Source organism: Streptomyces sp. NPDC048584 (assembly GCF_043199595.1).
Classification (GTDB): domain Bacteria; phylum Actinomycetota; class Actinomycetes; order Streptomycetales; family Streptomycetaceae; genus Streptomyces; species Streptomyces edwardsiae.
Genome location: NZ_JBICWF010000011.1, coordinates 169,913 through 192,017, shown reverse-complemented (window position 1 = coordinate 192,017; position 22,105 = coordinate 169,913). Strand labels below are relative to the sequence as shown.

The following is a 22,105-nucleotide window of genomic DNA, read 5'->3' as shown; positions in this document are numbered from 1 at the left end:
AGGCCCGGCTCAGGCCCGCAGGGCGCCCAGGCGTCCTTCCAGCTGGCCGAGGAGTTCGCCGAGCAGAGCGGCGAGCTCGCCGAGTTCCGGGCTGTCCAGACCGGACAGGACGGCGGTCTCGTAGGCGAGCTGCGCCGGCAGGATGCCGTCGACCAGGTCGCGTCCGGAGTCGGTGAGGCGGACATGGGCGACCCTGCGGTCGCGGGTGTCGCCGCGCCGTTCGACCAGACCGCGCTCGCTGAGTTGCTTGAGGCGTTTGGTGACGGCGGCGCCCGAGGAGAAGGTCTCGCGGGCCAGCTCACTCGGGGTGAGCTCGTGACCGGTGCGGCGCAGCGCGCCCAGCAGGTCGAACTCCGGACGGGTCAGGCCCGCGCGGCGCAGCGGGGCGTCCTCCGCCTGCTGCAGGAGGGCGGCGCAGCGGTTGATGCGGCCGATGACCTCCATGGGGCCGGTGTCGAGGCCGGGGTGGACGGCTCGCCACTGCCGGACGACGGCGGCGACGGTGTCGCCCCGTGAGCCGCCCGGCAGCTCCCCGTCCGCCGCCGGTCCGTCGCCGTCGGCCGCCGCTGGTCCTTCGGTCGCCGTCATGGCCCTACGTCCTCCGTGTTCGTGCTCGCGCCGGGGCCCGGGAGCAGCCCCTGGCGTCGTAACGTCGCCGCGAGCGTACGGTGTCCGGTCTGCTCGGCGAGCACGACCCGCTCCTGGGCCGGCGCACGGTGCCACCACTCGCCGGACGCGGCGTCGGCGGTGGCCCTCAGGTCGACCAGGGCGGCCGCGAGGTCACGGCGGGCGGCGTCCAGGACGGCGGGGGCGGGCAGGGGCCCGGCGAGGAGGCGGGCGGCGTGTTCGCGGGCGCGGTCGGAGGTGACGAGGGCCCGTTCCACGCGGTCGCCCGCCCGCCGGTTGGTGACGGCCACGGCGGCGGCGAAGCCGACCAGGGCGCCGACGAGGGTGTCCACCGCACGGTCGGTGATCAGTTCACCGGGCCGCTGGTATCCGGCGAACTCGGTGACGAGCAGCGCCAGCGGGGTCACGCAGACGCTGCCGAGCCAGTAGTTGCGGCCGATGAGCGCCTCGGCGCCGAAGTTGAACAGCAGGCAGCAGAGCACGAGGGCGAGCGGGCCGAGGTGGGCGACGGGGACGACCGCGGCGAAGAGCAGCACGCCGGCGAGGTTGCCGACGACCCGCTGGACGGCCCGGCTCCAGGTGAGGGTGATGTTGACCTGGTAGAGCGAGGCGGCGGTGACCAGGGCCCAGTAGGGGCGGCCGACACCGAGGGCGAGGGAGACGTAGCCGGCGAGGGCGCAGCCGAGCGCGGTGCGTACGGCGAGGGGGGTGAGCGGGCCGAGCCTGGTCCACAGGGGCCGGGACGGGGTGGCTCGCTCGGTGGCGACGCCGAGAAGTTCGGCTGCGTCCGCGCGGGGGTCGTCGGTGGGCGGGACGGCTCCGGTGCCCCGCAGGGCGCGGGCCCAGGCACGCAGCCGTACGGGGTCGGCGTCGGCGGGCGCGGCGAGGGCGAGCTCGGCACGGACCACGAGCCGTTCGAGGGCGCGGCGGATCGCTGAGGGCCGGTCGCCTGCGGAGAGGAGGGACTGCCACGCGGTGTGTACGGCGGCGTACGCGGCGGTGCGCTCACCGGTGCCGCCCGCGCGGGCGTACGCGGCGGCGGCGTCAAGGGCGCGGGCGGTGGCGCGGCGTTCGGGGCCGTGCGGCCGCAGCGGTGCCGGAGCCATGCCCACGAGGTAGGCCCAGGCGCCGGCCGCGGCGGCGAGGGCGAGGTGGCCGGGGATCTGGCCGGGGGTCTGGGGCACGAACAGCGCGGCGGAGCTGACGAAGGTGAGGATCACATGGCCGGGCGGGCCGATGCGGGTGGCGTCGCACAGCGCCTTCTGCACGGCGGCCAGTACGGCGCCGACGGTGACCAGGACCATGGCGTTCGTGGTGAGGGAGGCGGTGACCAGGGCCGCGGCGAGGCCGCCGAGCATGCCGAGCACCACCCACGCGAGCGCCCTGGCCCGGGCGGCGTACGGGAGGTTGTGGGCGTAGAGGGCGCACAGGGAGCCCGCCATGGTGTACATCGCGAGGTCCAGGCGGCCGAGCGCCACCAGGATCAGGCTGGGCGGTGCTACCGCGGCGACCACGCTGAGGGCGGGCTTGAACCAGATGTCGGAGGGCCGCCCGAGGCGCAGCGGGGCGGCGAGCGGGAGGCGCCGGGCGGGCCGTGGGGCGGTAGGGGTGGGGGTCGCACTGCTCATGAGGAACAAGGTTAACAGGTGTTTTACCCGTGAAATATATCGTTCGCCGGCCGCGCTCCCCGCACGCTCCCCTCGCACTTCCGTGCGCCCGGGTGTCCGCGGCCGGGGCCGGGCATGCCATGAACGACCGTCCGGCGGGGCGAGGGGGTTCGGGGTGCACGGACCGGCGTCGTCCGGCTGGCTGCTGGTCGCGCTCTGCGCGGCGGCCGGCGCCTACTGTCTGCTGCGCATGCGCAGTCATGTGGTGGAGCAGCGCCGCGCCGCGGGCGGCGAGGCGCTCATGGGCTTCGGTATGGCCGTGATGGCCGTGCCGGCGGCGGTGGTCACACCGCCCGGCTGGACCTGGCCGGCCCTCGCGGTGGTGTTCGGCACGGCGGGGCTGCACGCGCTGTGGACGGCTCGCAGCGGGGCGCGGCATCTGCACCATCTGATGGGCGCCGGGGCGATGGTGTACATGGCCGTGACCATGGCCGCCACGGGGCGTGGAGGTGCCCACGGGCACGGCGGGGCCGGCATACCCCTGCTCACCGGGGCGCTGCTGCTCTACTTCACGGCGTACGTGCTCGCCACCGGCGTACGACTGGTTCCCGTGGCCTCCGGGAGCGCGGGTGCCGGTGCCGGCTGGGGCGACCGGCCGGAGCTGGCGCGGGCCTGCCGGCTGTCCATGGGGATCGCGATGGTGGCGATGCTGCTGACGCTGTGAGGGCGGACCGTTGCCTGCGTCACTTCGGCGCCGGGGACCGTGTTCCGCACGGTCCGCGCTCATAGGCTGCGGACATGATCCTCCCCACGGCCCTGCTGACGCTCGGCGTCCTGACCGCCGTCCTGGGTCCCCGGCTGCTGGCCCGGGCCGACTGGACGGACCGTGAACCGGTGGTGGCGCTGTGGGCGTGGCAGTGCGTGATCGCGGCGGTGCTGCTGTGCTGCGCGCTCTCGATGACGTTCAGCGCGGCGGCCGCCTGGCGGGCGGTGGGCGGCCGGGTGTTCGCCTCCGCGCCCCGTGCGGTCGTGGAGGCGTACGCGCTCGGCACGGCCGGGCTCCTGGCGCAGACCACCGCGGTGGCGCTGGCGTGCGGCGGGCTGTGGAGCGCGGCGATGCTGGTCCGCGAGGTCGTACGGGCCCGTGCCCGGCGTCGGGCACGCCGGGCCGGACTGCGGGTGCGGGCGCCGCTGTTGCCCGGGGAGCAGGCGAACTCCGACCGGCTCGTGGTCCTGGAGGGTGAGCGGCCCGACGCCTGGTGGCTGCCCGGCACCCCGCCCCGGCTGGTCGTCACCACGGCCGCGCTGCGCCGGCTGAAGGGCAGACAGCTGGACGCCGTCCTCGCCCATGAGCGGGGGCACGCGCAGGCCCGGCACGACTGGCTGCGGCACTGTTCCTCGGCGCTGGCGGGCGGTTTCCCGCAGGTGCCGGTGTTCGCGGCGTTCCGCGACGAGATGCACCGGCTGGTCGAACTCGCCGCCGACGACATGGCGTCCCGCCGCTTCGGCCGGCTGACCACGGCACTGGCGCTCGTGGAACTCAACGAAGACCGCGGGGTCTTCACAACCCCCGGAACCCACGTCCCGGCCCGCGTCCACCGTCTCCTCACCCCCGAGAACCGCCTCACCCCGGCCCACCGCCTACGCCTCACAGCGGTGGCGTCCCTGATCCCGACGATCCCCGTCCTGATCGCCGTCACCCCGGGCTTGAGAGCCCTCGGCTGAACAACCACGACGCCAACCCCGGACCGCCCCCTCCGCCCTCCGCGGGCAATCGTGCCGCTGGGGCGGCACGGGTGGGCGCGACGGCACCCCGCACGCGCCGGGCCGCGCGACCCACCCCCGATCCACCCCCACGCGCAGCACCGCGCACACACCGGCCCGCGGCCCCCGACATCCACGGGCGATCGCGCCGCGCCCTCCACCCCGCACGCGCCGGGCCGCGCGACCCACCTCCGGGCCCGCACCAACGCCGAGCGCCCCGGACACTGGCCCCGCACACACCCGTTCCGCAAGGATCGCCCCATGCACACCCCCCACACCCACTCCCCGCCCGAACCCCCCAAGCAGCGCCGCACACCCCACCTCCCCGCCGCCCTCCTCGCCCTGTGCTCAGCGATCCTGCTCACGCTCGTCGGCATCGAATGGCGTCCCCTGCTCGACCTGGACGCCGCTATCGCCCGCACCACCCACCGCTGGGCGGTCGAGGAGCCGGCGCTCACCCAGACGTCGCGCATCCTGACGGACTGGATCTGGGACCCCTGGACGATGCGGATCCTCTGCGGGGCGACGGCCGTCCTGCTGCTCCGCCGCTACGCCGACGGCTGGACGGCACTCTGGCTGCTTCTGACCGTCGCCGTCGGCACAGCCGTACAACAGGGCCTCAAGGCCGCCCTGGACCGCGCCCGCCCGACCTGGCCCGACCCCGTGGACTCCGCGCACTACGCCGCGTTCCCGTCCGGGCACGCCATGACCGCGACGGTTGTCTGCGGCCTGCTGCTGTGGCTCCTGCACCGTCACGGCGCGCCCCGCGTCCTGTGGCGTACGGCGCTGACGGTGGCGGCCGTCTCCGTGGCCGGCGTGGGCCTCACCCGGGTCTGGCTGGGCGTCCACTGGCCCACGGACGTCCTGGGCGGCTGGCTGCTGGGCGCCCTGCTGGTGCTGGCGGCGGTGGAGTTCCACAGGCGCCGCTGCCCGGCAACCGTTCATCTCGGACGATCCCCCGCGTCGCCCGAGATGAACGGCACCCCGAAGAGGCCCGCCAAGGGGCCTCACCGGACGCGTTGAGTATAGTTGGCTGCCAGCCAGTCAACGCAGGAGTCCAGCATGTCCCCGCGCAGCGCCCTGGTCAATGAAGAGTTGCGGAGGCGTTCGAAGGAGCGGCTGCTGCACGCCGCCGTCGAGCTGGTCGGCGAACACGGGTACGAGGCGACGACGCTGGGCGACATAGCCGACCGGGCCGGTTCCGCGCGGGGCCTGGTCTCGTACTACTTCCCGGGGAAGCGCCAGCTCCTGCAGTCCGCCGTGCACCGGCTGATGCACCGCACCCTGGAGGAGGCCCTGGAGCGGGAACCGCACACCGAGGACGGCCGGGAGCGGATGGCACGGGCGATCGACGCGATCCTGGGTCTGGCGCGGGACCGGCCGGTGCTGATGCGCCAGCACATGGCCGGACTGCTCCAGGCCGAGGGCTTCCTGCCCTGCCCCGAACAGCGGCGCCTGGCGGAACTGCTGCGCGACACCGTCGCCCGGCACGGCTCGGACGACGTCGACGCGGACTACCCGATGCTGCGCGCCCTGTTGATGGGCGCCGTGTACGCGGCCCTGATGCCGGGCGCGCCCATGCCGGTCCCCGTACTGCGCGCGGAGCTGTTCAAGCGCTACCGGCTCGACTGGGAGGCGGGTGTCCCGCCGGACACCGAGGTGCCCGGCGGGACGTGTGAAGCGGACCTGGCCCGGTTCTTCTCGACCGGGCCGCAGCCGGACGCTCAGTCGAAGTAGTCCGGCTGGGTCTGGGTGTTGAGCTCCCGCAGGTGGACCCAGCGGGCCGGGTCCGTACGCCGGTCGTCGATCTTCAGGACGTCGAAGCCCTTGGCGATGTCGTTCGAGTAGATGTAGCCGTTGTAGTAGTACGCCGACCAGGAGCCCCCGGTGACGAGGTCCTCGGTGGAGAGCGGACCGCGCTCGAAGTAGGCGATCTCCTTCGGCTTCGAGGAGTTGGTGAAGTCCCACACGGAGACGCCGCCCTGGTACCAGGCCTGGACCATCAGGTCCTTGCCCTTGACCGGGATCAGCGAGCCGTTGTGGGCGACGCAGTTCTCGGTGTCCGCCTGGTGACGGGGGATCTTGAAGTAGCTGCGGAAGACCAGCTCGCGCCTGTCGCCCTTGCCGACGATGTCGTAGATGCCGTCCGCGCCGCGGTCCGGGCCGACCTCCGCGTTGCAGGTGGCGGCGCCGCCGCCGCCGAGCTCGTCGGTGAAGACGACCTTGTTCGCCTTCTGGTTGAAGGTCGCCGAGTGCCAGAACGCGAAGTTGACGTTGTCCTGCACCCGGTCGATCACCCGCGGACGCTCCGGGTCCTTGATGGAGAAGAGGATGCCGTCGCCCATGCAGGCACCGGCGGCCAGGTCCTTCGAGGGCAGCACGGTGATGTCGTGGCAGCCGGTGGTCTTGGAGACACCCGGGTTGGTGGGTCCGCCGGGGTTGCCGCCGCCGTCGGGGCCCTCACCCGGGAACAGCACCGGGAAGCCGACGAGCGCCGCCTTGTGCGGGGCCTTGCGCGGCACCTTGATGACGGAGATGCCGTCGTGCGGCGGCTGGCAGTCCGGGTAGGCCGCGTTCGGCGAGTACGAGGAGACGTAGATGTAGACGTTCTTGCGCTCGGGCACCAGCGTGTGGGTGTGCGAACCGCAGGCGGTCTCGACGGCGGCGACGTAGCGCGGGTTGCGCTTGTCGCTGATGTCGAAGACCTTCATGCCCTCCCACGAGGACTTCTCGGTCGCCGGCTGTGTGGTGCTGTTGCAACTGTCGTCGCTGCGCGAGGAGTCGGTGGACAGGAACAGCAGATCGCCGGAGACGGAGATGTCGTTCTGCGAGCCGGGGCACAGCACCTGGGCCACCGTCTTCGGCGCCTTCGGGTTGCTGATGTCGAAGATGCGGAACCCGTCGTAGTTGCCGGCGAAGGCGTACCGTCCCTGGAAGGCCAGGTCCGAGTTGGTGCCGGACAGCACGTCCTTGGGGATGTGCGCCACATGCCGGATGTTGTCGGAGTGGACGACCTCGTCCTGGGCGGGTATCTCGCCGCTCTCGATGGCGCGGCGCGCCTCGGCCTGGTCGCTGCGGGAAACCTCCTTCTCGGCGGCGGGCGAGTCCCCGGGGTCGGGGATCGCCACGGCCGGCGCGGCGGTGAGCAGCGCGGCCAGCAGGCCGCCGGCCGCCGCCGCGACTCCCAGGCGTCTGCGCCGATTTCGGGAAACGCTCAACAGGATCACTGTTTTCCTCCCTGGTTCCGTTCGCGTCGGAACGGTTTTCGCTCCGGCAGTATCGTCTTCGACATGCACATACCAACAGAGGGCAACACACTTGCAATGAAGTTTTTCGATCACTGACGTGCGGAAGCGTGCTAGGACGGTCGTCGACACTCACGAGGTGTCATGTGCCTCAGCCCCGACGGGGGTTGCCGCCAGTCACAGGAGGTCCTTGTGCACTACCGCCGTGCGTCACGCGTGTCCGTCGTCGCGGCCGGGCTGACCGCCCTGGCCGTACTCGGGCTCGTGGGCTGCGACTCGGACACCGCCGGCACCGAGCCGGCTGCCGGGAGCGGGCCTTCGGTCATCGCGCCGGGTGAGCCCGGGGAGGCCAACCGGACCCTGTCGGCCGAGGAGGCCCAGCGGCAGCGCGCGGAGGACGACTCCCCCAACTCCGCGGACGTGACGTACGCGCGGATGATGATCGAGCACCACGCGCAGGCCCTCGAGATGACCGAACTGGCTCCGGACCGCGCCGAGTCGAAGAAGATCGTCAAACTGGCGGAGCGCATCGCGGCCGCGCAGGGGCCCGAGATCAAGGCGATGCAGGCGTGGCTGAAGAGCCACGACAGGGCGGAGCGGGACGACGGGCACGCACACGACCACGCGACGATGCCGGGGATGGCCACGCAGGCCCAGCTGAAACAGCTGAGCGCGGCCGACGGCGCGGCGTTCGACCAGCTCTTCCTCACCCTGATGATCACTCATCACCAGGGGGCGATCACCATGTCCACCGAGGTGAAGGGAGAGGGCAACAACCTCGTGATGGAGGAGATGGCGGACGACGTCGTCGCCCAGCAGACCAGCGAGATCAGCCGGATGCGCGACCTGCTGTGACGGCCCGCGCCCGGCGATCCGCGGCCGGGCCGCCCGCCCCGGCCGGCCGGCTCAGCGCCGGGCGTGCCGTGCGGGCAGCAGGCCCGCGTCGCGTGTCCGGCCGATGAGCCTGAGCGCGCCGCGCCGGCTGTATCCGGTCTCGTCCATCACCGCGAGGACCGGATCGGCCCCCTTCTCCTGCGCCGTGCGGTACGCCCGCGCCACGAGCCCCCGCTCCTGAGGATTCCTCGCCGGCGCGGGCCGCTGCCGGTGCGCCCCCGTGCCGGCGTCGTCCCCCGCGTCCGGCTCGGTCTCGGCACCGCAGGCCTGTGCCAGCGGTCCCTCGATCCAGTCGGCGAACAGGGCCAAATCCTCCAGTGCCAGCGCGGGCCGCGCCCGTACGTCCTCGACGCACACCCAGCCGTCGCACACCGTCACCAGCGCGTCGATCCGGGCCCCGTCGGCGAAGGCCAGCCGCACATGGAGCCACCGCGTCGCACGCTCCCCCTCCCGCACCTCCCACGCGGGCCACACGGACACCGCTCCCTCCGCCGGAGAGCGATCGCAAAGATGAAGGAAAGATGCCTCAAGCACACACGCAACGTAACCGCGTGATCAGTTTCCTCCCGTAGAACACGCACCCGGGACGGCGGACGGCACCCTGTCAGCGGAGCGTGCACAGCCTCGGCGGCTCGCCGGGCGCCCGACGGCCGGGTGACGTCACCGCACTCCGTGGCGGGCCTCCTGGCGGGCGGCTGCCGCGAGGAGGGCGTCGAGGAGGCCGGGGAAGAGGTCGTCCAGGTCCGTGCGGCGGAGGCCGTTCATCTTGGCCGTGCCCTCGTAGGTCTGCCGGATCACGCCGCTCTCCCGCAGCACCCGGAAGTGGTGCGTGGTGGTGGACTTGGTGACCGGCAGGTCGAAGTGGGAGCAGGACAGTTCGACGCCCTCGGCCGCGAGCCGGCGGACGATCCGCAGCCGAACGGGGTCGGAGAGCGCGTGCAGCACGCCCTCCAGCCGGATCTCCTCGCACACCGGGTGCGGCAGAGCACGGCTGCTGGGGGCGGAGGAAGCGGTCGTCACGGTGGCTCGCATTCGGTCCGGGACCTTCATCGTACGAGGGTCGTCGTAGTTTGACATCCTCCGTATTACGATGCTTATCGTACGAGCCTATCAATCCCGGTCCCGCCGAATGGAGCCCACTGTGAGCACGCTGTTCGAGCCGTACACCCTGCGCGATGTGACCGTGCCCAACCGGGTCTGGATGGCTCCCATGTGCCAGTACTCGGCCGCACCCGAGGGCCCGGACACCGGCGCGCCCAACGACTGGCACTTCGCGCACTACGCCGCCCGCGCGGCCGGCGGCACCGGCCTGATCGTCGTCGAGGCCACCGGCGTGTCGCCGGAGGGCCGGATCTCGCCGTACGACCTCGGGATCTGGAACGACACCCAGGTCGAGGCCTTCCGCCGGATCACCCGCTTCCTGACCGCACAGGGCACCGTTCCCGCCATCCAGCTCGCACACGCGGGACGCAAGGCGTCGACCGAGCGCACCTGGAAGGGCGGCGCGCCGGTCGGCCCCGACGGTCACGGCTGGCAGCCGATGGCCCCGAGCCCGGTCGCCTTCGACGAGCGGCACCCGGTGCCGGACGAGCTGTCCGTCGAGGAGATACGGAACATCGTCGGACAGTTCCGCGCGGCCGCACGGCGGGCGCTCGCCGCCGGGTTCGAGATCGCCGAGGTGCACGGCGCCCACGGTTACCTGATCAACGAGTTCCTCTCCCCGCACTCCAACCACCGCACCGACGCCTACGGCGGTTCGTACGAGAACCGGACGCGGTTCGCGCTCGAGGTGGTCGACGCCGTGCGCGAGGAGTGGCCGGACGACAAGCCGCTGTTCTTCCGGATCTCGGCCACGGACTGGCTGGAGGATGCGGGCTGGACCCCGGACGACACCGTCCGCTTCGCCTCCGACCTGCACGCCCACGGCGTCGACCTGCTCGACGTCTCCACCGGCGGCAACGCCGCCGGCGTCCGCATCCCGACCGGCCCCGGCTACCAGGTCCGCTTCGCCACGCGCGTGCGCAACGAGACGGCGCTGCCGGTCGCGGCCGTGGGGATGATCACCGACGCCGAACAGGCGGAGAAGATCGTGGCCAACGGCGAGGCGGACGCGGTGTTCCTCGGCCGCGAGCTGCTCCGCAACCCCTCGTGGGCCCGGCACGCGGCCCGTGAGCTGGGCGGCGAGGTCCATGTACCGGACCCGTACCACCGCTCCGTCTGAGCCCGTCGCCGTCCGTCGCTCACGCCGGTGGCCCGGGGCGCCTCTCGCGCCCCGGGCCACCAGCGTCCGCGCTTCCTGGCCGAAAGTGACCCACGCGAGCCGTTGACTAGAAAGCGCTTACCCCATACGTTCCCGTTCAGCAGCGTGACCGGTTCGCGAATTCGAACCACGCGCCGCACAGCTCCACGAACGTCGTTCACGTACATGCTCGTACCCCCACACCACGACAGAAGGAACGACATGACTTCCGCGAAACGACCACGCGCACGCGCACTGACGGGCGCACTCGCCACCCTGGGACTCTCGGTTGGCATGGTCATGACTACCGGCGCGTCCTCGGCGAGTGCCGCCACCTGGCCCACCGCCAACGGCAGCCAGGGCGTTTCCTCCACCATCTCCGTGTCCGGCACCAAGGACTACGCGATGAAGCGCCTCTACGGCACCGGCGACCTGGGCTCCGGCAGCCAGGACGAGGACCAGGGGCCGATCCTGGAACTGGCGGACGGCGCGGTCCTGAAGAACGTCATCCTGGGCGCCCCCGCGGCCGACGGCGTGCACTGCAAGGGCTCCTGCACGCTGCAGAACGTCTGGTGGGAGGACGTCGGCGAGGACGCCGCCACCTTCAAGGGCAAGTCGTCCGGGTCGGTGTACACCGTCAGCGGCGGCGGCGCCAAGGAAGCCAGCGACAAGGTGTTCCAGTTCAACGGCGCCGGCACGCTGAACGTGTCGAACTTCGCGGTCAAGAACTTCGGCACCTTCGTCCGCTCCTGCGGCAACTGCTCCACGCAGTACAAGCGGACGATCAACCTCAACACCATCGAGGTGAACTGGAAGGGCGGCAGGATCGCCGGCATCAACACCAACTACGGCGACAGCGCGACCCTGCGGAACATCACGATCATCGGGGACAGCAGCAAGAAGATCATCCCGTGCCAGAAGTACATCGGCAACGACGACGGTGACGAGCCGAGCAGCAACGGCTCGGGCTCCGACAGCACGTACTGCAAGTACGCGTCGTCGGACATCACCTACCGGTAGCCCCCCACGGGTGGCGGTCGTACGAGGCGTCCCGCGCGGCGCCTCGTACGGCCGACCGGGCGCTGTCCGCCGTCACGCGCCGCCCACGCGGGAGCGCACCCCGCCCGTCAGCTCCCCCCGGTACCCGGCGTAGGCGGACCGCAGCGCGTCGCCCGGCCAGCCGTCCGGCCGCAGGTCCGGGGGCAGGACGGGGTCGGCGAGCAGATGCCGTACGACGGCGGCGAACGCGGCGAGCCGCTCGGCGGGGCCCATGGCGCGGTCGACGTGCCCGAGGAGCGCGCGGGCCGTAACGGACCAGGTGTCCAGTGGCCACAGGCGCGCGGCGAGTTCGGCGGCGGGCCGGCCCGGGCGGGCGGTGCCGCGCTCGGCCACCTCGTCGAGGGCGGCGGGCAGCGGGCGCTCCAGATTGGCGGGGCGCAGCCACACCCCCTCGCGGAGCTCGGCGAGGCGGAGGGCTGCCAGCCGGGTGCGCAGGTCCGCGCGTTCGGCGGGGCTTCTGCCGGAGGCGGTGACCACCACCAGTTCCCAGTCGCCGCCCCACGCGCGTGTGCGCGGTTCCAGGGACTCGTCCTGGCGGCGCTGGCGTTCGAGCAGCCGGTCGCTGAGGCGGTAGCCGGCGTCCGTGCGCCGCAGGTCACCGGCGGCGACCATCCGGCTGAGCGCCGCGCGGAGCGTGGACCCTCCGATGGCGAAGCCCTCCACCAGCCGCCCCAGTTCCCTCGCCGGGAGCTCCGGCGGATGGGTGCCGAGCAGCAGGCTCAGTACGACCGACCGCGCGGACAGCGGGCGCGGCCGGGGGTCGTCCGGGTCGTTCCTCCGCATGGACAGGTACTCTACGGCTCCGATCATGATGTTGCATGATTGCTGCGATCGTATGAGTAGTGCAACACTCGGGTATGGCCACCACACTCGCGGACGAGCCGCGGCAGGTTTTCGGCGCACACGGCGGCGCCACCCACGACGTCACCAACCAGCCCCCTCCCCTGACCCCGTACGACGCCTCCGACGACACCGCCCTGCTGGAGGGCCTGCGACGGGAGGGCGGCGGCTGGGCCGAGGGGGAGCTGCGCCGGGTCGGCAGGCTGGCCGGCAGCGCGCAGGTGCAGGAGTGGAGCGACCAGGCCAACCGCCACGAGCCCGAGCTACGCACCCACGACCGGTACGGCAACCGCGTGGACGAGGTCGAGTTCCACCCCAGCTGGCATCACCTGATGGGCGCGGCCGTCGCCGAGGGGCTGGCCGCCGCGCCCTGGGCCGACGACCGTCCCGGCGCCCATGTCGTCCGCACCGCGAAGGGACTGGTGTGGGGACACACCGAGGCGGGGCACGGCTGTCCGACGTCCATGACGTACGCGGCGGTGCCGGCCCTGCGCCGGCAGCCGGAGCTGGCCGAGCTGTACGAGCCGGGGCTGACCAGCCGGGAGTACGAGCCGGGGCTGCGCGTCCCGGCCGGCAAGCGCGGGCTGCTGGCCGGTATGGGGATGACCGAGAAGCAGGGCGGTTCCGACGTCCGTACCAACACCACGTCGGCCGCTGAGACGTCCGAGCCGGGCGTCTACACCCTGCGCGGGCACAAGTGGTTCACGTCGGCGCCGATGTGCGACGTGTTCCTGGTGCTGGCGCAGGCTCCCGGCGGCCTTTCGTGCTTCCTGGTGCCGCGCGTGCTGCCCGACGGCACCCGCAACACCTTCCGCGTGCAGCGGCTGAAGGACAAGCTGGGCAACCGTTCCAACGCCTCCTCCGAGCCCGAGTTCGACGGGACCGTCGCCTGGCTGGTCGGCCCGGAGGGGCAGGGTGTGAAGACCATCATCGAGATGGTCAACTGCACCCGGCTGGACTGCGTGATGATGTCGGCGGCGCTGATGCGCAAGACGCTCGTCGAGGCCGGCCACCACGCGCGGCACCGCAGCGCGTTCGGGGCGCGGCTGGTGGACCAGCCGCTGATGCGCAACGTGCTGGCCGATCTGGCGCTGGAGTCCGAGGCCGCGACGACGCTCACCCTGCGCCTGGCCGGGGCGGCCGACCGCGCGGTGCGCGGGGACGCCGGGGAGGCCGCGTTCCGCCGGATCGCGACGGCGGTCGGCAAGTACTGGGTCACCAAGCGGGGACCGGCGTTCACCGCCGAGGCCCTGGAGTGCCTGGGCGGCAACGGCTACGTCGAGGACTCCGGCATGCCCCGGCACTACCGCGAGGCCCCGCTGCTGTCGATCTGGGAGGGCTCGGGCAATGTCAACGCGCTCGACGTGCTGCGGGCGCTCGGCCGGGATCCGGCCACCACGCAGGCACTGTTCGGCGAACTCGCGCTGACGCGCGGCGCCGACGCCCGGCTGGACGCCGCCGTGGCCGGGCTCGAGGACCAGCTGACGGAGGGCTCGCAGGCGGGCGCGCGGCGGCTGGTGGAGCGGATGGCCCTGACGCTGCAGGGCTCCCTCCTCGTGCGGTACGCCCCGTCCGCGGTCGCCGACGCCTTCTGCGCGACCCGGCTGGGCGGCGACTGGGGGCACTCCTTCGGCACGCTGCCCGCGGCGGCCGGGCTGGACGCGATCGTCGGACGTGCGCTGCCGGACGCCGGCTGACCTTCCGGCGGGCGGCGCCGCCCGGCCGCGGGAACGGCCCGCCGCACCGCCTGACCTGCGGCGCGGCCGGTCCGGAGGTGACTGTCAGTGGTGGGGTGCAGACTGGCCGGTGTCCGAAACGATGGCGTCGACGAAGACGTCGTGGAGGTGATCGGCATGACCGAGGTACTGCTCGCGGTGGGCACCCGTAAGGGTCTGTTCATCGGACGCCGGCGGGGCGGCGACTGGGAGTTCGACGAGAGCCCGTACTTCAACGCGCAGGCCGTGTACTCGGTCGCCATCGACACCCGGGGCGGGCGGCCCCGGCTGCTGGCCGGCGGGGACAGCGCGCACTGGGGCCCGTCGGTGTTCCACTCCGACGATCTGGGCCACAGCTGGACCGAACCGGCCCGGCCCGCCGTCAAGTTCCCCAAGGACACCGGGGCTTCGCTGGAGCGGGTCTGGCAGCTGCACCCGGCCGCGGCCGAACCGGACGTGGTGTACGCGGGTACGGAACCGGCGGCGCTGTACCGCTCGGAGGACCGCGGGGAGACCTTCGAGCTGGTCCGGCCGCTGTGGGAGCACCCCACACGCGGGAAGTGGGTGCCGGGCGGCGGCGGTGAGGGCCTGCACACCGTGCTCACCGACGCGCGTGATCCGCGGGCCGTGACGGTGGCGGTCTCGACGGCGGGCGTGTTCCGCACCCTGGACGGCGGCGCGAGCTGGGTCCCGTCCAACTCCGGGGTGTCGGCGGTGTTCCTGCCGGACCCGGACCCGGAGTTCGGCCAGTGCGTGCACAAGGTCGCCCGGGACGCGGTGAACCCCGACCGGCTGTATCTGCAGAACCACTGGGGTGTGTACCGCAGTGACGACGCGGGCGGCAGCTGGACGGACATCGGCAAGGGGCTGCCGTCGACGTTCGGCTTCGCGGTCGTGGCCCACCCCCGTCGCGGTGACACGGCGTACGTGTTCCCGATCAACGCCGACTCGGACCGGGTGCCGGCCGGCCGGCGCTGCCGGGTCTACCGGACTCAGGACGCGGGCAGGACCTGGGAGCCGCTCACGGCGGGACTGCCGCAGGAGGACCACTACGGCACGGTGCTGCGCGACGCGATGTGGCACGACGGCGAGGACCCGGCGGGCCTCTACTTCGGCAATCGCAACGGCGAGGTGTACGCGTCGGCCGACGACGGCGACAGCTGGCGGCAGTTGGCGTCGCATCTGCCGGACGTGCTGTGCGTGCGCGCGGCGGTCGTCGCATGAACCATGCGAACGGCACGGGTGACTTGAGGTTCCCGCCCGGTCACGGCCACTGGTTGATCTCCGCTCCCGTGACGGCAGTAGGGTGACGTCCGTGGCACCACGACCCTTGAATGAGATCGTCGAAGCGGGCTGGGCGAAGGCCCTGGAACCGGTGGCAGAACGCGTCGCGGGAATGGGGGACTTCCTGCGCGCGGAGATCGCCGCGGGACGCACCTATCTCCCGGCCGGGGCGAACGTCCTGCGGGCCTTCCAGCAGCCCTTCGACGAGGTTCGCGTTCTGATCGTCGGGCAGGACCCGTACCCCACTCCGGGACACGCGGTGGGGCTGTCGTTCTCGGTCGCACCCGAAGTGCGGCCGCTGCCGGGCAGCCTCATCAACATCTTCCGGGAGCTGAACACCGACCTGGGCCTGCCCCAGCCGTCGGGCGGCGACCTCACACCCTGGACCCGGCAGGGCGTACTGCTGCTGAACAGGGCGCTGACGACGGCCCCGCGCAAGCCGGGCGCCCACCGGGGCAAGGGCTGGGAGGAGATCACCGAGCAGGCGATACGGGCCCTGGCCGGCCGGGGCAAGCCCCTGGTCTCGATCCTGTGGGGGCGGGACGCCCGTAACTGCCGTCCGCTGCTGGGCGATCTGCCCGCGGTGGAGTCGGCGCACCCGTCGCCGATGTCCGCCGACCGCGGCTTCTTCGGCTCCCGCCCGTTCAGCCGGGCCAACGACCTGCTGATCCGCCAGGGCGGCCAACCGGTGGACTGGCGCCTGCCGTGACCGGCCCCGGCTTCCTCGCCGTCGACTCCGGGGGCTCCGGTCTCCGGGTCGTCGTCGGCGCCCGGGGACGCGGGCCGCTGGCCCGGTCGGAGTCCGGGGAGCCGGTGCGGACGGGGGCACGGGGCCTCGACCCCGGGCACTTCCTGGAGCAACTACTGCCGATGGCACGGGCGTTGTGTGCCGAGGCCGGACCCGTGCGGCTGGAGGCAGCCGTGGTCGGCGCGGCCGGGATGGCCAGCCTGGGCGAGGCGCTGCGCGCGGAACTGCCGGACGCGCTCGGCCGTGAACTGGGCGTACGACGGGTGGTGCTGGCCGCCGACGCCGTCACCGCGTACGTGGGCGCCGTCGGGCCGCGGCCCGGTGCCGTGATCGCCGCCGGTACGGGGCTGATCGCGATCGGCACCGATCTGGCCTGCTGGCGCCGGGCGGACGGCTGGGGGCATCTGCTCGGCGACTGCGGCGGCGGTGCCTGGATCGGCCGGGCGGGGCTGGAGGCGGCGATGCGCGCGCACGACGGCCGTCGCGGTGGATCCGCCCGGCTGCTGGCGAGCGCCGAGGAACGGTTCGGCCCCGCGGCCGGACTCCCCGGCCGGCTGTACCCGCGGACCGACCGGCCCGCCGTCCTCGCCTCCTTCGCACCCCGGGTGGGCGAGTGCGCGTCCGGCGGCGATCCGGTCGCCGCGGGGATCCTGCGGGCGGCGGCCGGGCACATGGCCGACTCCGCGGCGGCGGTGTCCCCGGCGGCGGGCGCGCCCGTGGTCGGGCTCACCGGAGGCCTGTTGCGGATGGGTGCCGTGCTGCTCGGTCCGCTGGAGGAGGCACTGGCCGAACGGCTGCCGGGGGCACAGCGGATCATCGCCGAAGGTGATCCCCTGGACGGGGCGGTGCGCATCGCGGAGGACCTCACCACCGGCTCCTTCACCCTCCCGGGCGACGAGACGCTGCTGTGGGTGACGAGCCCGGCGGGTGCGGACGTCACGCGCGCGGACGACGTCCGCGCGTAACGCATCAGACAAAACCGGACGGATACCGCTCACCCGCCCCCTCCCCGAACAGGGGAGCCCGGGAAGCCACTAACATGCGGCAATATGAGCACCCCCACTGGGCCCGCGTCCGGCCTGCCCGTACGAATGCCGCGCCCCCGCCAGCCCGGACGGCACCGCCGTCCCGAACCCCTGGTGGCTCCCGAGGGCGCGCCCGCGCTCGTCCTCGCCGTGCCGGGTACGCCCAGTAGTGCCACCCGCTCGCTCGCCGAAGAGGTCGTGAGCATCGCCCGTTCCGAGCTGCCCGGTCTGGACGCCCGGATCGGCTACCTCGACGGTGACGACGAGGAATTCCCGACGCTGCGGGCCGTTCTCACGCACGCGGCCGAGGAGCGCACCGCCCGCTTCGAGCAGGCCCGCGCCGCCGGTATGGACGTCAAGGAGCCCGACGGTCCCGTCGCCGTCGTGGTGCCGCTGCTCGCCGGCCCGGACGGCGCGCTGCTGCGCCAGGTCCGCCAGGCCGTGATGGACAGCCGTATCGCCGCCGAGCTGACCGATGTGCTGGGCCCGCACCCGCTGCTCGCCGAGGCGCTGCACGTGCGGCTGTCCGAGGCCGGTCTGGCCCGCGCCGACCGTGCCCGTCTGTTCACCGTGGCGACGGCGGCCGACGGCATCATCCTTGCCTCCGTCGGCGGTGACGAGGCGGTGCAGGCGGCCGGGATCACCGGCATGCTGCTCGCCGCGCGTCTCGCCGTGCCGGTGATGGCGGCGGCCCTGGACGAGGACGGTTCCATCGCCTCCGTGGCGGAGCAGCTGCGCAACTCCGGTTCGCAGCAGCTGGCGCTCGCGCCGTATCTGATCGGCCCGGAGATCGACGCGAGCCTGCTGGAGGAGGCCGCGAAGGAGGTGGGCTGCTCCGCCGCCGAGGCGCTCGGCGCCTACCCGGCGATCGGCAAGCTGGCGCTCGCCAAGTACACGACCGCGCTGGGCATCGCCCCGCAGCAGGCACAGAACACCGCGGCCCACTGACGCGGCCGGCTCGCACACGACGCCGAAAGGGCCCGCTCCGGATTCCGGGGCGGGCCCTTCGTCGTGTCCTCGGCGTTCCGGTCAGCCGATGACCACGCAGGACGCCGCGGTCACCGGGACGGAGCCAGCGCGGCGCGGCACTCCCGTGCCGGGGTCCGGGGCGAACCAGGTCACGTCGCCGGAGCGTTCGTTGGCGACGTACAGGACGCCGTCGGCCTCGGTGATCGCGCGGGGCCAGTGGCCGCCGCAGGGGACGGTGGTGAGCGGTGTCAGTTCCTTGCCCTCCCCCTCCACCACGAACACGGACAGGACGTCCTCGCCGCGGGTCGCGGTCCATACGAAGCGGCCGTCGGGCGAGACGGCCACCCCGGACGGATAGGCGTCCCCGGACGGGGTGCCGGTCAGGACCGGGATCTCGGCGAGCGGCCTGAGCGCGCCGTCGGCGGCGTCCCAGTGACAGACGACGAGGGTGGGGCTGAGCTCGTTGAGGACGTACGCGTACGAGCCGCCCGGGTGGAAGGCCAGATGCCGGGGGCCGGAGCCGGGACGCAGGGCGATCTCCCGGTGCGGTACGAGCGTGCCGCTCGTCAGGGCGCTGATCCGTACCGAGTCGGTGCCGAGGTCGACGGCGACCGTCCAGCGGCCGCTGGGGTCGGGCCGCACCTGGTGGACGTGGGGGCCCTGCTGGCGCTGCGGATGGGGCCCGGAGCCGCTGTGCCGGAACACTCCGGACACCGGCCCTGGGCGGCCGTCCGGGCGTACGGGGACGACGCTGACGCTGCCGGAGCCGTAGTTCGCGGTGAGGATGTGTCCGGCGTGGACGCTGAGGTGGGTCGGCCCGCTGCCGTCCACCCGCACCGGGCGCCCGGCCGGTTCCGTCCCCTCGCCGGTCACGCGGAACGCGGCCACGGCACCCTCGGCCGTCTCGCTGACCGCGTACAGCGTGCGGCCGTCGGGCGACAGGGCCAGGTAGGACGGGTCGGGTACGGCGTCCACGGTGCTCAGGACGGTCAGCGCGCCGCTGCCCGGGTCGACGGCCGCGGTGACGATGCCGGGGCCGCCCGCCGCCGTGAACGATCCGATGAACGCCCGCCGTCTGCCGTCCGCCACGACTGTCCCCTCTCGTCCGATGCCGGTCGGGGCGACGGTAGCAGTCGATCACTCAAGGTCTAGACCAAAGCAGTCCGGTGCGACCGTGCGGGTCAGGCCCCGGCCACGCGTCTCAGGCGCCGACCAGCGGGGAGCCGGAGGGCGCCCGCAGCGGCGCGGCCAGCTCGGCGAGTGCTCGCTCCAGGCCGTGCAGATGGGCCAGCGCGGGCTCCGTCCCGGCCGGCGAGGTCCGTACGGCGATGTCCCGGCCGCCGGTGAGTGCCTCGACGGCGGTCTCGACCCGCCAGCAGGCGGCGGCCAGCCGGGCGTCGTGCGAGGCCTCCGGGTCGGCGGCGACGGCGACGAGGCCGCGGATCTCCCGGGCGCAGTCGTCCAGCAGGGCGAGCACCCGGCGGGCGCGCCGCTTGCGGCCGAGCATGGGGTTCAGCGGATGTGTCAGCGGGGCGACGGAGAGCCGTACCCGGGCGAGCAGCTGTTCCAGTTCCGCCACCGCCGGTGTCGGGTCGGCGTCCGCGGTCCCGGCCAGCCGGGCGGCCGCCTGCGCGGTGCACGCGTGGACGCAGCGCAGGGCCCGCTGGATCCAGCCGTCGGTGACGCTGTGCGTGGTCACGGGCAGCACGAACGCCACCGCCAGTACGGCGCCCAGCGCGCCCACGGCGGTCTCCGCCACCCTGAGCGCCAGCAGGCCGGGGGTGAGCACGCCCAGCAGGCCGTAGAGCATGGCGGCGAGCACCGTCACCCAGAGCATCATCCAGGTGTAGGACACGGCGGCCGTGTAGAAGATCCCGAAGACGGCGACGGCGACGACCAGGGCGGTGACGAGCCCGTCGCCGTGCGCGGGGACGGCGACGAAGAGCGCGAGGCCGATGCCGAGGACGGTGCCGAGCACCCGCCGGAAGCCGCGGACCAGGGTCTCGCCGCGCGAGGTGGTGTTGACGAAGACCCACCAGGTGGCGCCGACGGCCCAGTACCAGCGCTGCCCGGACACCAGCTGGCCGACGACGAGGGCGAAGCCCGCGCCGGCGGTCGCCTGGACCGCCTGGCGGGTGGTGACGCGGGCCAGCCCGGTGCCGGCGGGCGGCGCCGGCACGACGGGCGGGGGCAGCCGGCGCTCGTAGCACCACAGCCCGAAACGCACGGTGGCCGCGGCGAGCACGGACAGCAGGACGGAGGCGTACAGCTCGGGGAGCTGGCCGGTCCTGGCGTGCAGGAACTGCGCCACGAAGTAGGTCATGAAGGCGAAGACCCCGAGGCTGTGCCCGCGCGGGCCCCAGCGCCGGGCGTACACGCCGAGGCCGACCACGGCGAGGAAGGTGAGGTCGCGGGCGACCGGGTGGTCGTGCAGCACGGCCGCGGCGGCGAGCACCGGCAGTCCGGCGGCGGGCAGCAGCGCGGTGGTCACGGCCTGTCCGCGGACGGTGGTGTCGGTGACGGTGAACAGGGCGAGCAGTGCGGCGAGCCCGCCGGTGACGGCACCGGTGAGCGAATGTCCGGCCAGGCCGCAGACGACGACGGCCAGCCCGATGCCGAGCACGGCCCGCGCCGCGAAGCGCAGCCGGATCCGGCCCGGGTCCGGAGCCATGAACACCCTCTTCAGCACGTACCGCCCCCTGGGAACTCGTTGGTGTGCGCGGTGGCACGAAAAAGGCGCCGCGGAGGTCCGCAGCGCCATCGACTCCCCCATATCAGCATCCCTTCCACCAGTGGCTCAACCGAGCTTCCTGAGACAGGACCATTGGTACAGTCTTCGCGGCACACGCGGCACCACCGGGGTGCCAATGGCCGACGGCGGGACGGGGACCCTCATGGCGGTGGACGAGCTCGACACGCGCATCCTGCGACTGCTGCTGGAGCAGCCGCGCACCAGCGTGCGGGAGTACGCCCGGATCCTCGGGGTCGCCCGCGGCACGCTGCAGGCACGGCTCGACCGGATGGAGCGCGAGGGTGTGATCACCGGCACCGGGCCCGCCCTCTCCCCCGCCGCGCTGGGCCACCCGGTGCTCGCGTTCGTGCACATCGAGGTTACCCAGGGGAACCTGGACGAGGTGGGTGACGCGCTGGCCGCCGTACCGGAGATCGTCGAGGCGTTCTCCACCACGGGCGGCGGCGATCTGCTGGCCCGGGTGGTGGCGCGGGACAACGCGCATCTGGAGGACGTGGTCCAGAAACTGATCAGCCTGCCCGGTGTGGTCCGTACCCGTACCGAGGTCGCGCTGCGCGAACGTGTCCCACACCGGCTGCTGCCGCTGGTGGAGGCGGTCGGCCGGGCCGCCCGGCGGTGATCCCTGTCATCCTGGACCCCATGAGCGACCTCGGCCCCCTCTCGGTCATCTTCGATCTCGACGGAACACTCGTGGACAGCGAGCCGAACTACTACGAGGCCGGGAAGCGGACCCTCGCCGAATACGGGGTGCCGGACTTCTCCTGGACCGAGCACGAGCGCTACATCGGGATCAGCACCCGGGAGACGCTGGCCGACTGGCGGGAGCGCTACCGGCTGTCGGCGCCGGTGGAGGAACTGCTCGCGGTCAAGGACCGCCACTATCTGAGGCTGGCGTCCGCCTCGACGCGGGTGTACCCCGAGATGCGGGCGTTCGTCGAACTGCTGGCGGCCGAGGGCGTGCCGATGGCCGTGGCCTCCGGTTCCTCGCCCGTCGCCATCGGGGCGATCCTGGGCGGGACGGGCCTTGACGCCCATCTGCGCACCGTCGTCTCGGCCGACGAGGTCGCGCGGGGCAAGCCGGCCCCCGACGTCTTCCTTGAGGCGGCCGGCCGGCTCGGCGCGGAGCCGGCCGACTGTGTGGTGGTCGAGGACGCGGCCCCGGGCGCCGCCGCCGCGCACGCGGCGGGCATGCGCTGCATCGCGGTCCCCTATGTCGCCGCGCAGGCCGGCGCCCCCGAGTTCGCCACCGCCGGACTGCTGCTGCGGGGCGGTCAGCCGGAGTTCACGGCGCGGGCGGCGTACGACTGGCTGACGGAGTCCGCCCGGCGTCCGTGAAC

Annotated in this window: 22 protein-coding genes; 14 read left to right on the top strand and 8 right to left on the bottom strand. The window is 73.3% G+C overall.

Annotation, left to right across the window (positions count from 1 at the left end; all coding sequences use genetic code 11):
- Positions 1 to 9: 9 nt before the first annotated feature.
- Both ACGFR9_RS24545 and ACGFR9_RS24540 read right to left on the bottom strand, forming a co-directional pair.
- Positions 10 to 588, bottom strand: coding sequence for a MarR family winged helix-turn-helix transcriptional regulator (locus tag ACGFR9_RS24545; RefSeq protein ID WP_393212167.1), 579 nt, complete (start codon positions 586 to 588; stop codon positions 10 to 12).
- Complete coding sequence (locus tag ACGFR9_RS24540) at positions 585 to 2,255, bottom strand: FUSC family protein (protein ID WP_393212165.1); 1,671 nt, start codon at positions 2,253 to 2,255, stop codon at positions 585 to 587. The genes ACGFR9_RS24545 and ACGFR9_RS24540 overlap by 4 nt, the downstream gene beginning before the upstream one ends.
- A 154-nt stretch (positions 2,256 to 2,409) precedes the next feature.
- Between ACGFR9_RS24540 and ACGFR9_RS24535 the strand changes: the two genes are divergently transcribed.
- The 4 genes from ACGFR9_RS24535 (at position 2,410) to ACGFR9_RS24520 (ending at position 5,735) form a co-directional block, all read left to right on the top strand.
- Positions 2,410 to 2,958 (top strand): DUF5134 domain-containing protein, encoded by a 549-nt coding sequence (locus tag ACGFR9_RS24535; protein ID WP_393212163.1) that lies wholly within the window; start codon positions 2,410 to 2,412, stop codon positions 2,956 to 2,958.
- A gap of 74 nt (positions 2,959 to 3,032) precedes the next feature.
- Complete coding sequence (locus ACGFR9_RS24530; RefSeq protein ID WP_393212161.1) at positions 3,033 to 3,959, top strand: M56 family metallopeptidase; 927 nt, start codon at positions 3,033 to 3,035, stop codon at positions 3,957 to 3,959.
- Between the two features lie 300 nt (positions 3,960 to 4,259).
- Positions 4,260 to 5,021 (top strand): phosphatase PAP2 family protein, encoded by a 762-nt coding sequence (locus ACGFR9_RS24525; RefSeq protein WP_393212159.1) that lies wholly within the window; start codon positions 4,260 to 4,262, stop codon positions 5,019 to 5,021.
- Between the two features lie 39 nt (positions 5,022 to 5,060).
- Positions 5,061 to 5,735, top strand: coding sequence for a TetR/AcrR family transcriptional regulator (locus ACGFR9_RS24520; protein WP_393212157.1), 675 nt, complete (start codon positions 5,061 to 5,063; stop codon positions 5,733 to 5,735).
- Here ACGFR9_RS24520 and ACGFR9_RS24515 read toward each other — a convergent pair.
- Entirely contained in the window at positions 5,723 to 7,225 is a 1,503-nt protein-coding gene (locus ACGFR9_RS24515) for an LVIVD repeat-containing protein (protein WP_393212155.1), read from the bottom strand. The genes ACGFR9_RS24520 and ACGFR9_RS24515 overlap by 13 nt on opposite strands.
- A 210-nt stretch (positions 7,226 to 7,435) precedes the next feature.
- On the opposite strand from ACGFR9_RS24515, the gene ACGFR9_RS24510 reads away from it, so the two are divergent.
- On the top strand, positions 7,436 to 8,098 hold the full coding sequence (locus tag ACGFR9_RS24510; RefSeq protein WP_393212153.1) for a DUF305 domain-containing protein: 663 nt from the start codon (positions 7,436 to 7,438) through the stop codon (positions 8,096 to 8,098).
- Between the two features lie 51 nt (positions 8,099 to 8,149).
- On the opposite strand, the gene ACGFR9_RS24505 is transcribed toward ACGFR9_RS24510, so the two are convergent.
- Both ACGFR9_RS24505 and ACGFR9_RS24500 read right to left on the bottom strand, forming a co-directional pair.
- On the bottom strand, positions 8,150 to 8,617 hold the full coding sequence (locus ACGFR9_RS24505; protein ID WP_393212151.1) for a DUF6214 family protein: 468 nt from the start codon (positions 8,615 to 8,617) through the stop codon (positions 8,150 to 8,152).
- A 180-nt stretch (positions 8,618 to 8,797) separates the two neighbouring features.
- Positions 8,798 to 9,169 carry an ArsR/SmtB family transcription factor gene (locus ACGFR9_RS24500; RefSeq protein ID WP_393212149.1) on the bottom strand — a complete coding sequence of 124 codons (372 nt, stop codon included), beginning with the start codon at positions 9,167 to 9,169 and terminating at the stop codon, positions 8,798 to 8,800.
- A gap of 109 nt (positions 9,170 to 9,278) precedes the next feature.
- On the opposite strand from ACGFR9_RS24500, the gene ACGFR9_RS24495 reads away from it, so the two are divergent.
- Both ACGFR9_RS24495 and ACGFR9_RS24490 read left to right on the top strand, forming a co-directional pair.
- A complete protein-coding gene (locus ACGFR9_RS24495; RefSeq protein WP_393212147.1) occupies positions 9,279 to 10,358 on the top strand; it encodes an NADH:flavin oxidoreductase/NADH oxidase in 1,080 nt (359 codons plus the stop codon).
- Positions 10,359 to 10,598: 240 nt separating this feature from the next.
- The gene (locus tag ACGFR9_RS24490; RefSeq protein ID WP_393212145.1) at positions 10,599 to 11,396 is read left to right on the top strand and encodes a pectate lyase; all 798 of its coding nucleotides are present in this window, start codon (positions 10,599 to 10,601) and stop codon (positions 11,394 to 11,396) included.
- Between the two features lie 72 nt (positions 11,397 to 11,468).
- Here the strand turns inward: ACGFR9_RS24490 and ACGFR9_RS24485 are convergent, their stop codons facing one another.
- Positions 11,469 to 12,218, bottom strand: a complete 750-nt coding sequence (locus tag ACGFR9_RS24485; RefSeq protein ID WP_393212312.1) for a PaaX domain-containing protein, C- domain protein — start codon at positions 12,216 to 12,218, stop codon at positions 11,469 to 11,471.
- Positions 12,219 to 12,292: 74 nt separating this feature from the next.
- Here ACGFR9_RS24485 and ACGFR9_RS24480 point away from each other — a divergent pair, with 74 nt between their 5' ends.
- The 5 genes from ACGFR9_RS24480 to ACGFR9_RS24460 all read left to right on the top strand — a co-directional run bounded on the left by ACGFR9_RS24480 (position 12,293) and on the right by ACGFR9_RS24460 (position 17,995).
- A complete protein-coding gene (locus ACGFR9_RS24480) occupies positions 12,293 to 13,972 on the top strand; it encodes an acyl-CoA dehydrogenase family protein (RefSeq protein ID WP_393212143.1) in 1,680 nt (559 codons plus the stop codon).
- 87 nt (positions 13,973 to 14,059) lie between these two features.
- The gene (locus tag ACGFR9_RS24475; protein ID WP_393212141.1) at positions 14,060 to 15,214 is read left to right on the top strand and encodes a WD40/YVTN/BNR-like repeat-containing protein; all 1,155 of its coding nucleotides are present in this window, start codon (positions 14,060 to 14,062) and stop codon (positions 15,212 to 15,214) included.
- 91 nt (positions 15,215 to 15,305) lie between these two features.
- Complete coding sequence (locus ACGFR9_RS24470) at positions 15,306 to 15,983, top strand: uracil-DNA glycosylase (protein ID WP_393212139.1); 678 nt, start codon at positions 15,306 to 15,308, stop codon at positions 15,981 to 15,983.
- Positions 15,980 to 16,987 carry an N-acetylglucosamine kinase gene (locus ACGFR9_RS24465; RefSeq protein ID WP_393212137.1) on the top strand — a complete coding sequence of 336 codons (1,008 nt, stop codon included), beginning with the start codon at positions 15,980 to 15,982 and terminating at the stop codon, positions 16,985 to 16,987. Before ACGFR9_RS24470 ends, ACGFR9_RS24465 begins: the two co-directional genes overlap by 4 nt.
- Before the next feature lie 84 nt (positions 16,988 to 17,071).
- A complete protein-coding gene (locus ACGFR9_RS24460; RefSeq protein WP_393212135.1) occupies positions 17,072 to 17,995 on the top strand; it encodes a sirohydrochlorin chelatase in 924 nt (307 codons plus the stop codon).
- A gap of 81 nt (positions 17,996 to 18,076) precedes the next feature.
- Here ACGFR9_RS24460 and ACGFR9_RS24455 read toward each other — a convergent pair whose 3' ends face one another.
- Together ACGFR9_RS24455 and ACGFR9_RS24450 are read right to left on the bottom strand one after the other, a co-directional pair.
- On the bottom strand, positions 18,077 to 19,105 hold the full coding sequence (locus tag ACGFR9_RS24455; protein ID WP_393212133.1) for a lactonase family protein: 1,029 nt from the start codon (positions 19,103 to 19,105) through the stop codon (positions 18,077 to 18,079).
- A 112-nt stretch (positions 19,106 to 19,217) separates the two neighbouring features.
- Entirely contained in the window at positions 19,218 to 20,705 is a 1,488-nt protein-coding gene (locus ACGFR9_RS24450) for an FUSC family protein (protein ID WP_393212131.1), read from the bottom strand.
- Positions 20,706 to 20,910: 205 nt separating this feature from the next.
- On the opposite strand from ACGFR9_RS24450, the gene ACGFR9_RS24445 reads away from it, so the two are divergent.
- Both ACGFR9_RS24445 and ACGFR9_RS24440 read left to right on the top strand, forming a co-directional pair.
- Complete coding sequence (locus tag ACGFR9_RS24445; protein WP_393212130.1) at positions 20,911 to 21,387, top strand: Lrp/AsnC family transcriptional regulator; 477 nt, start codon at positions 20,911 to 20,913, stop codon at positions 21,385 to 21,387.
- 20 nt (positions 21,388 to 21,407) lie between these two features.
- The gene (locus tag ACGFR9_RS24440; RefSeq protein WP_393212128.1) at positions 21,408 to 22,103 is read left to right on the top strand and encodes an HAD family hydrolase; all 696 of its coding nucleotides are present in this window, start codon (positions 21,408 to 21,410) and stop codon (positions 22,101 to 22,103) included.
- Positions 22,104 to 22,105 lie beyond the last annotated feature (2 nt).

Bases quoted from the DNA above. Each gene is read 5' to 3' on its own strand.
- ACGFR9_RS24545 (WP_393212167.1), bottom strand. From the start codon at position 588: ATGACGGCGACCGAAGGACCAGCGGCGGCCGACGGCGACGGACCGGCG.
- ACGFR9_RS24540 (WP_393212165.1), bottom strand. From the start codon at position 2,255: ATGAGCAGTGCGACCCCCACCCCTACCGCCCCACGGCCCGCCCGGCGC.
- ACGFR9_RS24530 (WP_393212161.1), top strand. From the start codon at position 3,033: ATGATCCTCCCCACGGCCCTGCTGACGCTCGGCGTCCTGACCGCCGTC.
- ACGFR9_RS24525 (WP_393212159.1), top strand. From the start codon at position 4,260: ATGCACACCCCCCACACCCACTCCCCGCCCGAACCCCCCAAGCAGCGC.
- ACGFR9_RS24520 (WP_393212157.1), top strand. From the start codon at position 5,061: ATGTCCCCGCGCAGCGCCCTGGTCAATGAAGAGTTGCGGAGGCGTTCG.
- ACGFR9_RS24500 (WP_393212149.1), bottom strand. From the start codon at position 9,169: ATGCGAGCCACCGTGACGACCGCTTCCTCCGCCCCCAGCAGCCGTGCT.
- ACGFR9_RS24490 (WP_393212145.1), top strand. From the start codon at position 10,599: ATGACTTCCGCGAAACGACCACGCGCACGCGCACTGACGGGCGCACTC.
- ACGFR9_RS24485 (WP_393212312.1), bottom strand. From the start codon at position 12,218: ATGCGGAGGAACGACCCGGACGACCCCCGGCCGCGCCCGCTGTCCGCG.
- ACGFR9_RS24480 (WP_393212143.1), top strand. From the start codon at position 12,293: ATGGCCACCACACTCGCGGACGAGCCGCGGCAGGTTTTCGGCGCACAC.
- ACGFR9_RS24460 (WP_393212135.1), top strand. From the start codon at position 17,072: ATGAGCACCCCCACTGGGCCCGCGTCCGGCCTGCCCGTACGAATGCCG.
- ACGFR9_RS24445 (WP_393212130.1), top strand. From the start codon at position 20,911: ATGGCGGTGGACGAGCTCGACACGCGCATCCTGCGACTGCTGCTGGAG.
- ACGFR9_RS24440 (WP_393212128.1), top strand. From the start codon at position 21,408: ATGAGCGACCTCGGCCCCCTCTCGGTCATCTTCGATCTCGACGGAACA.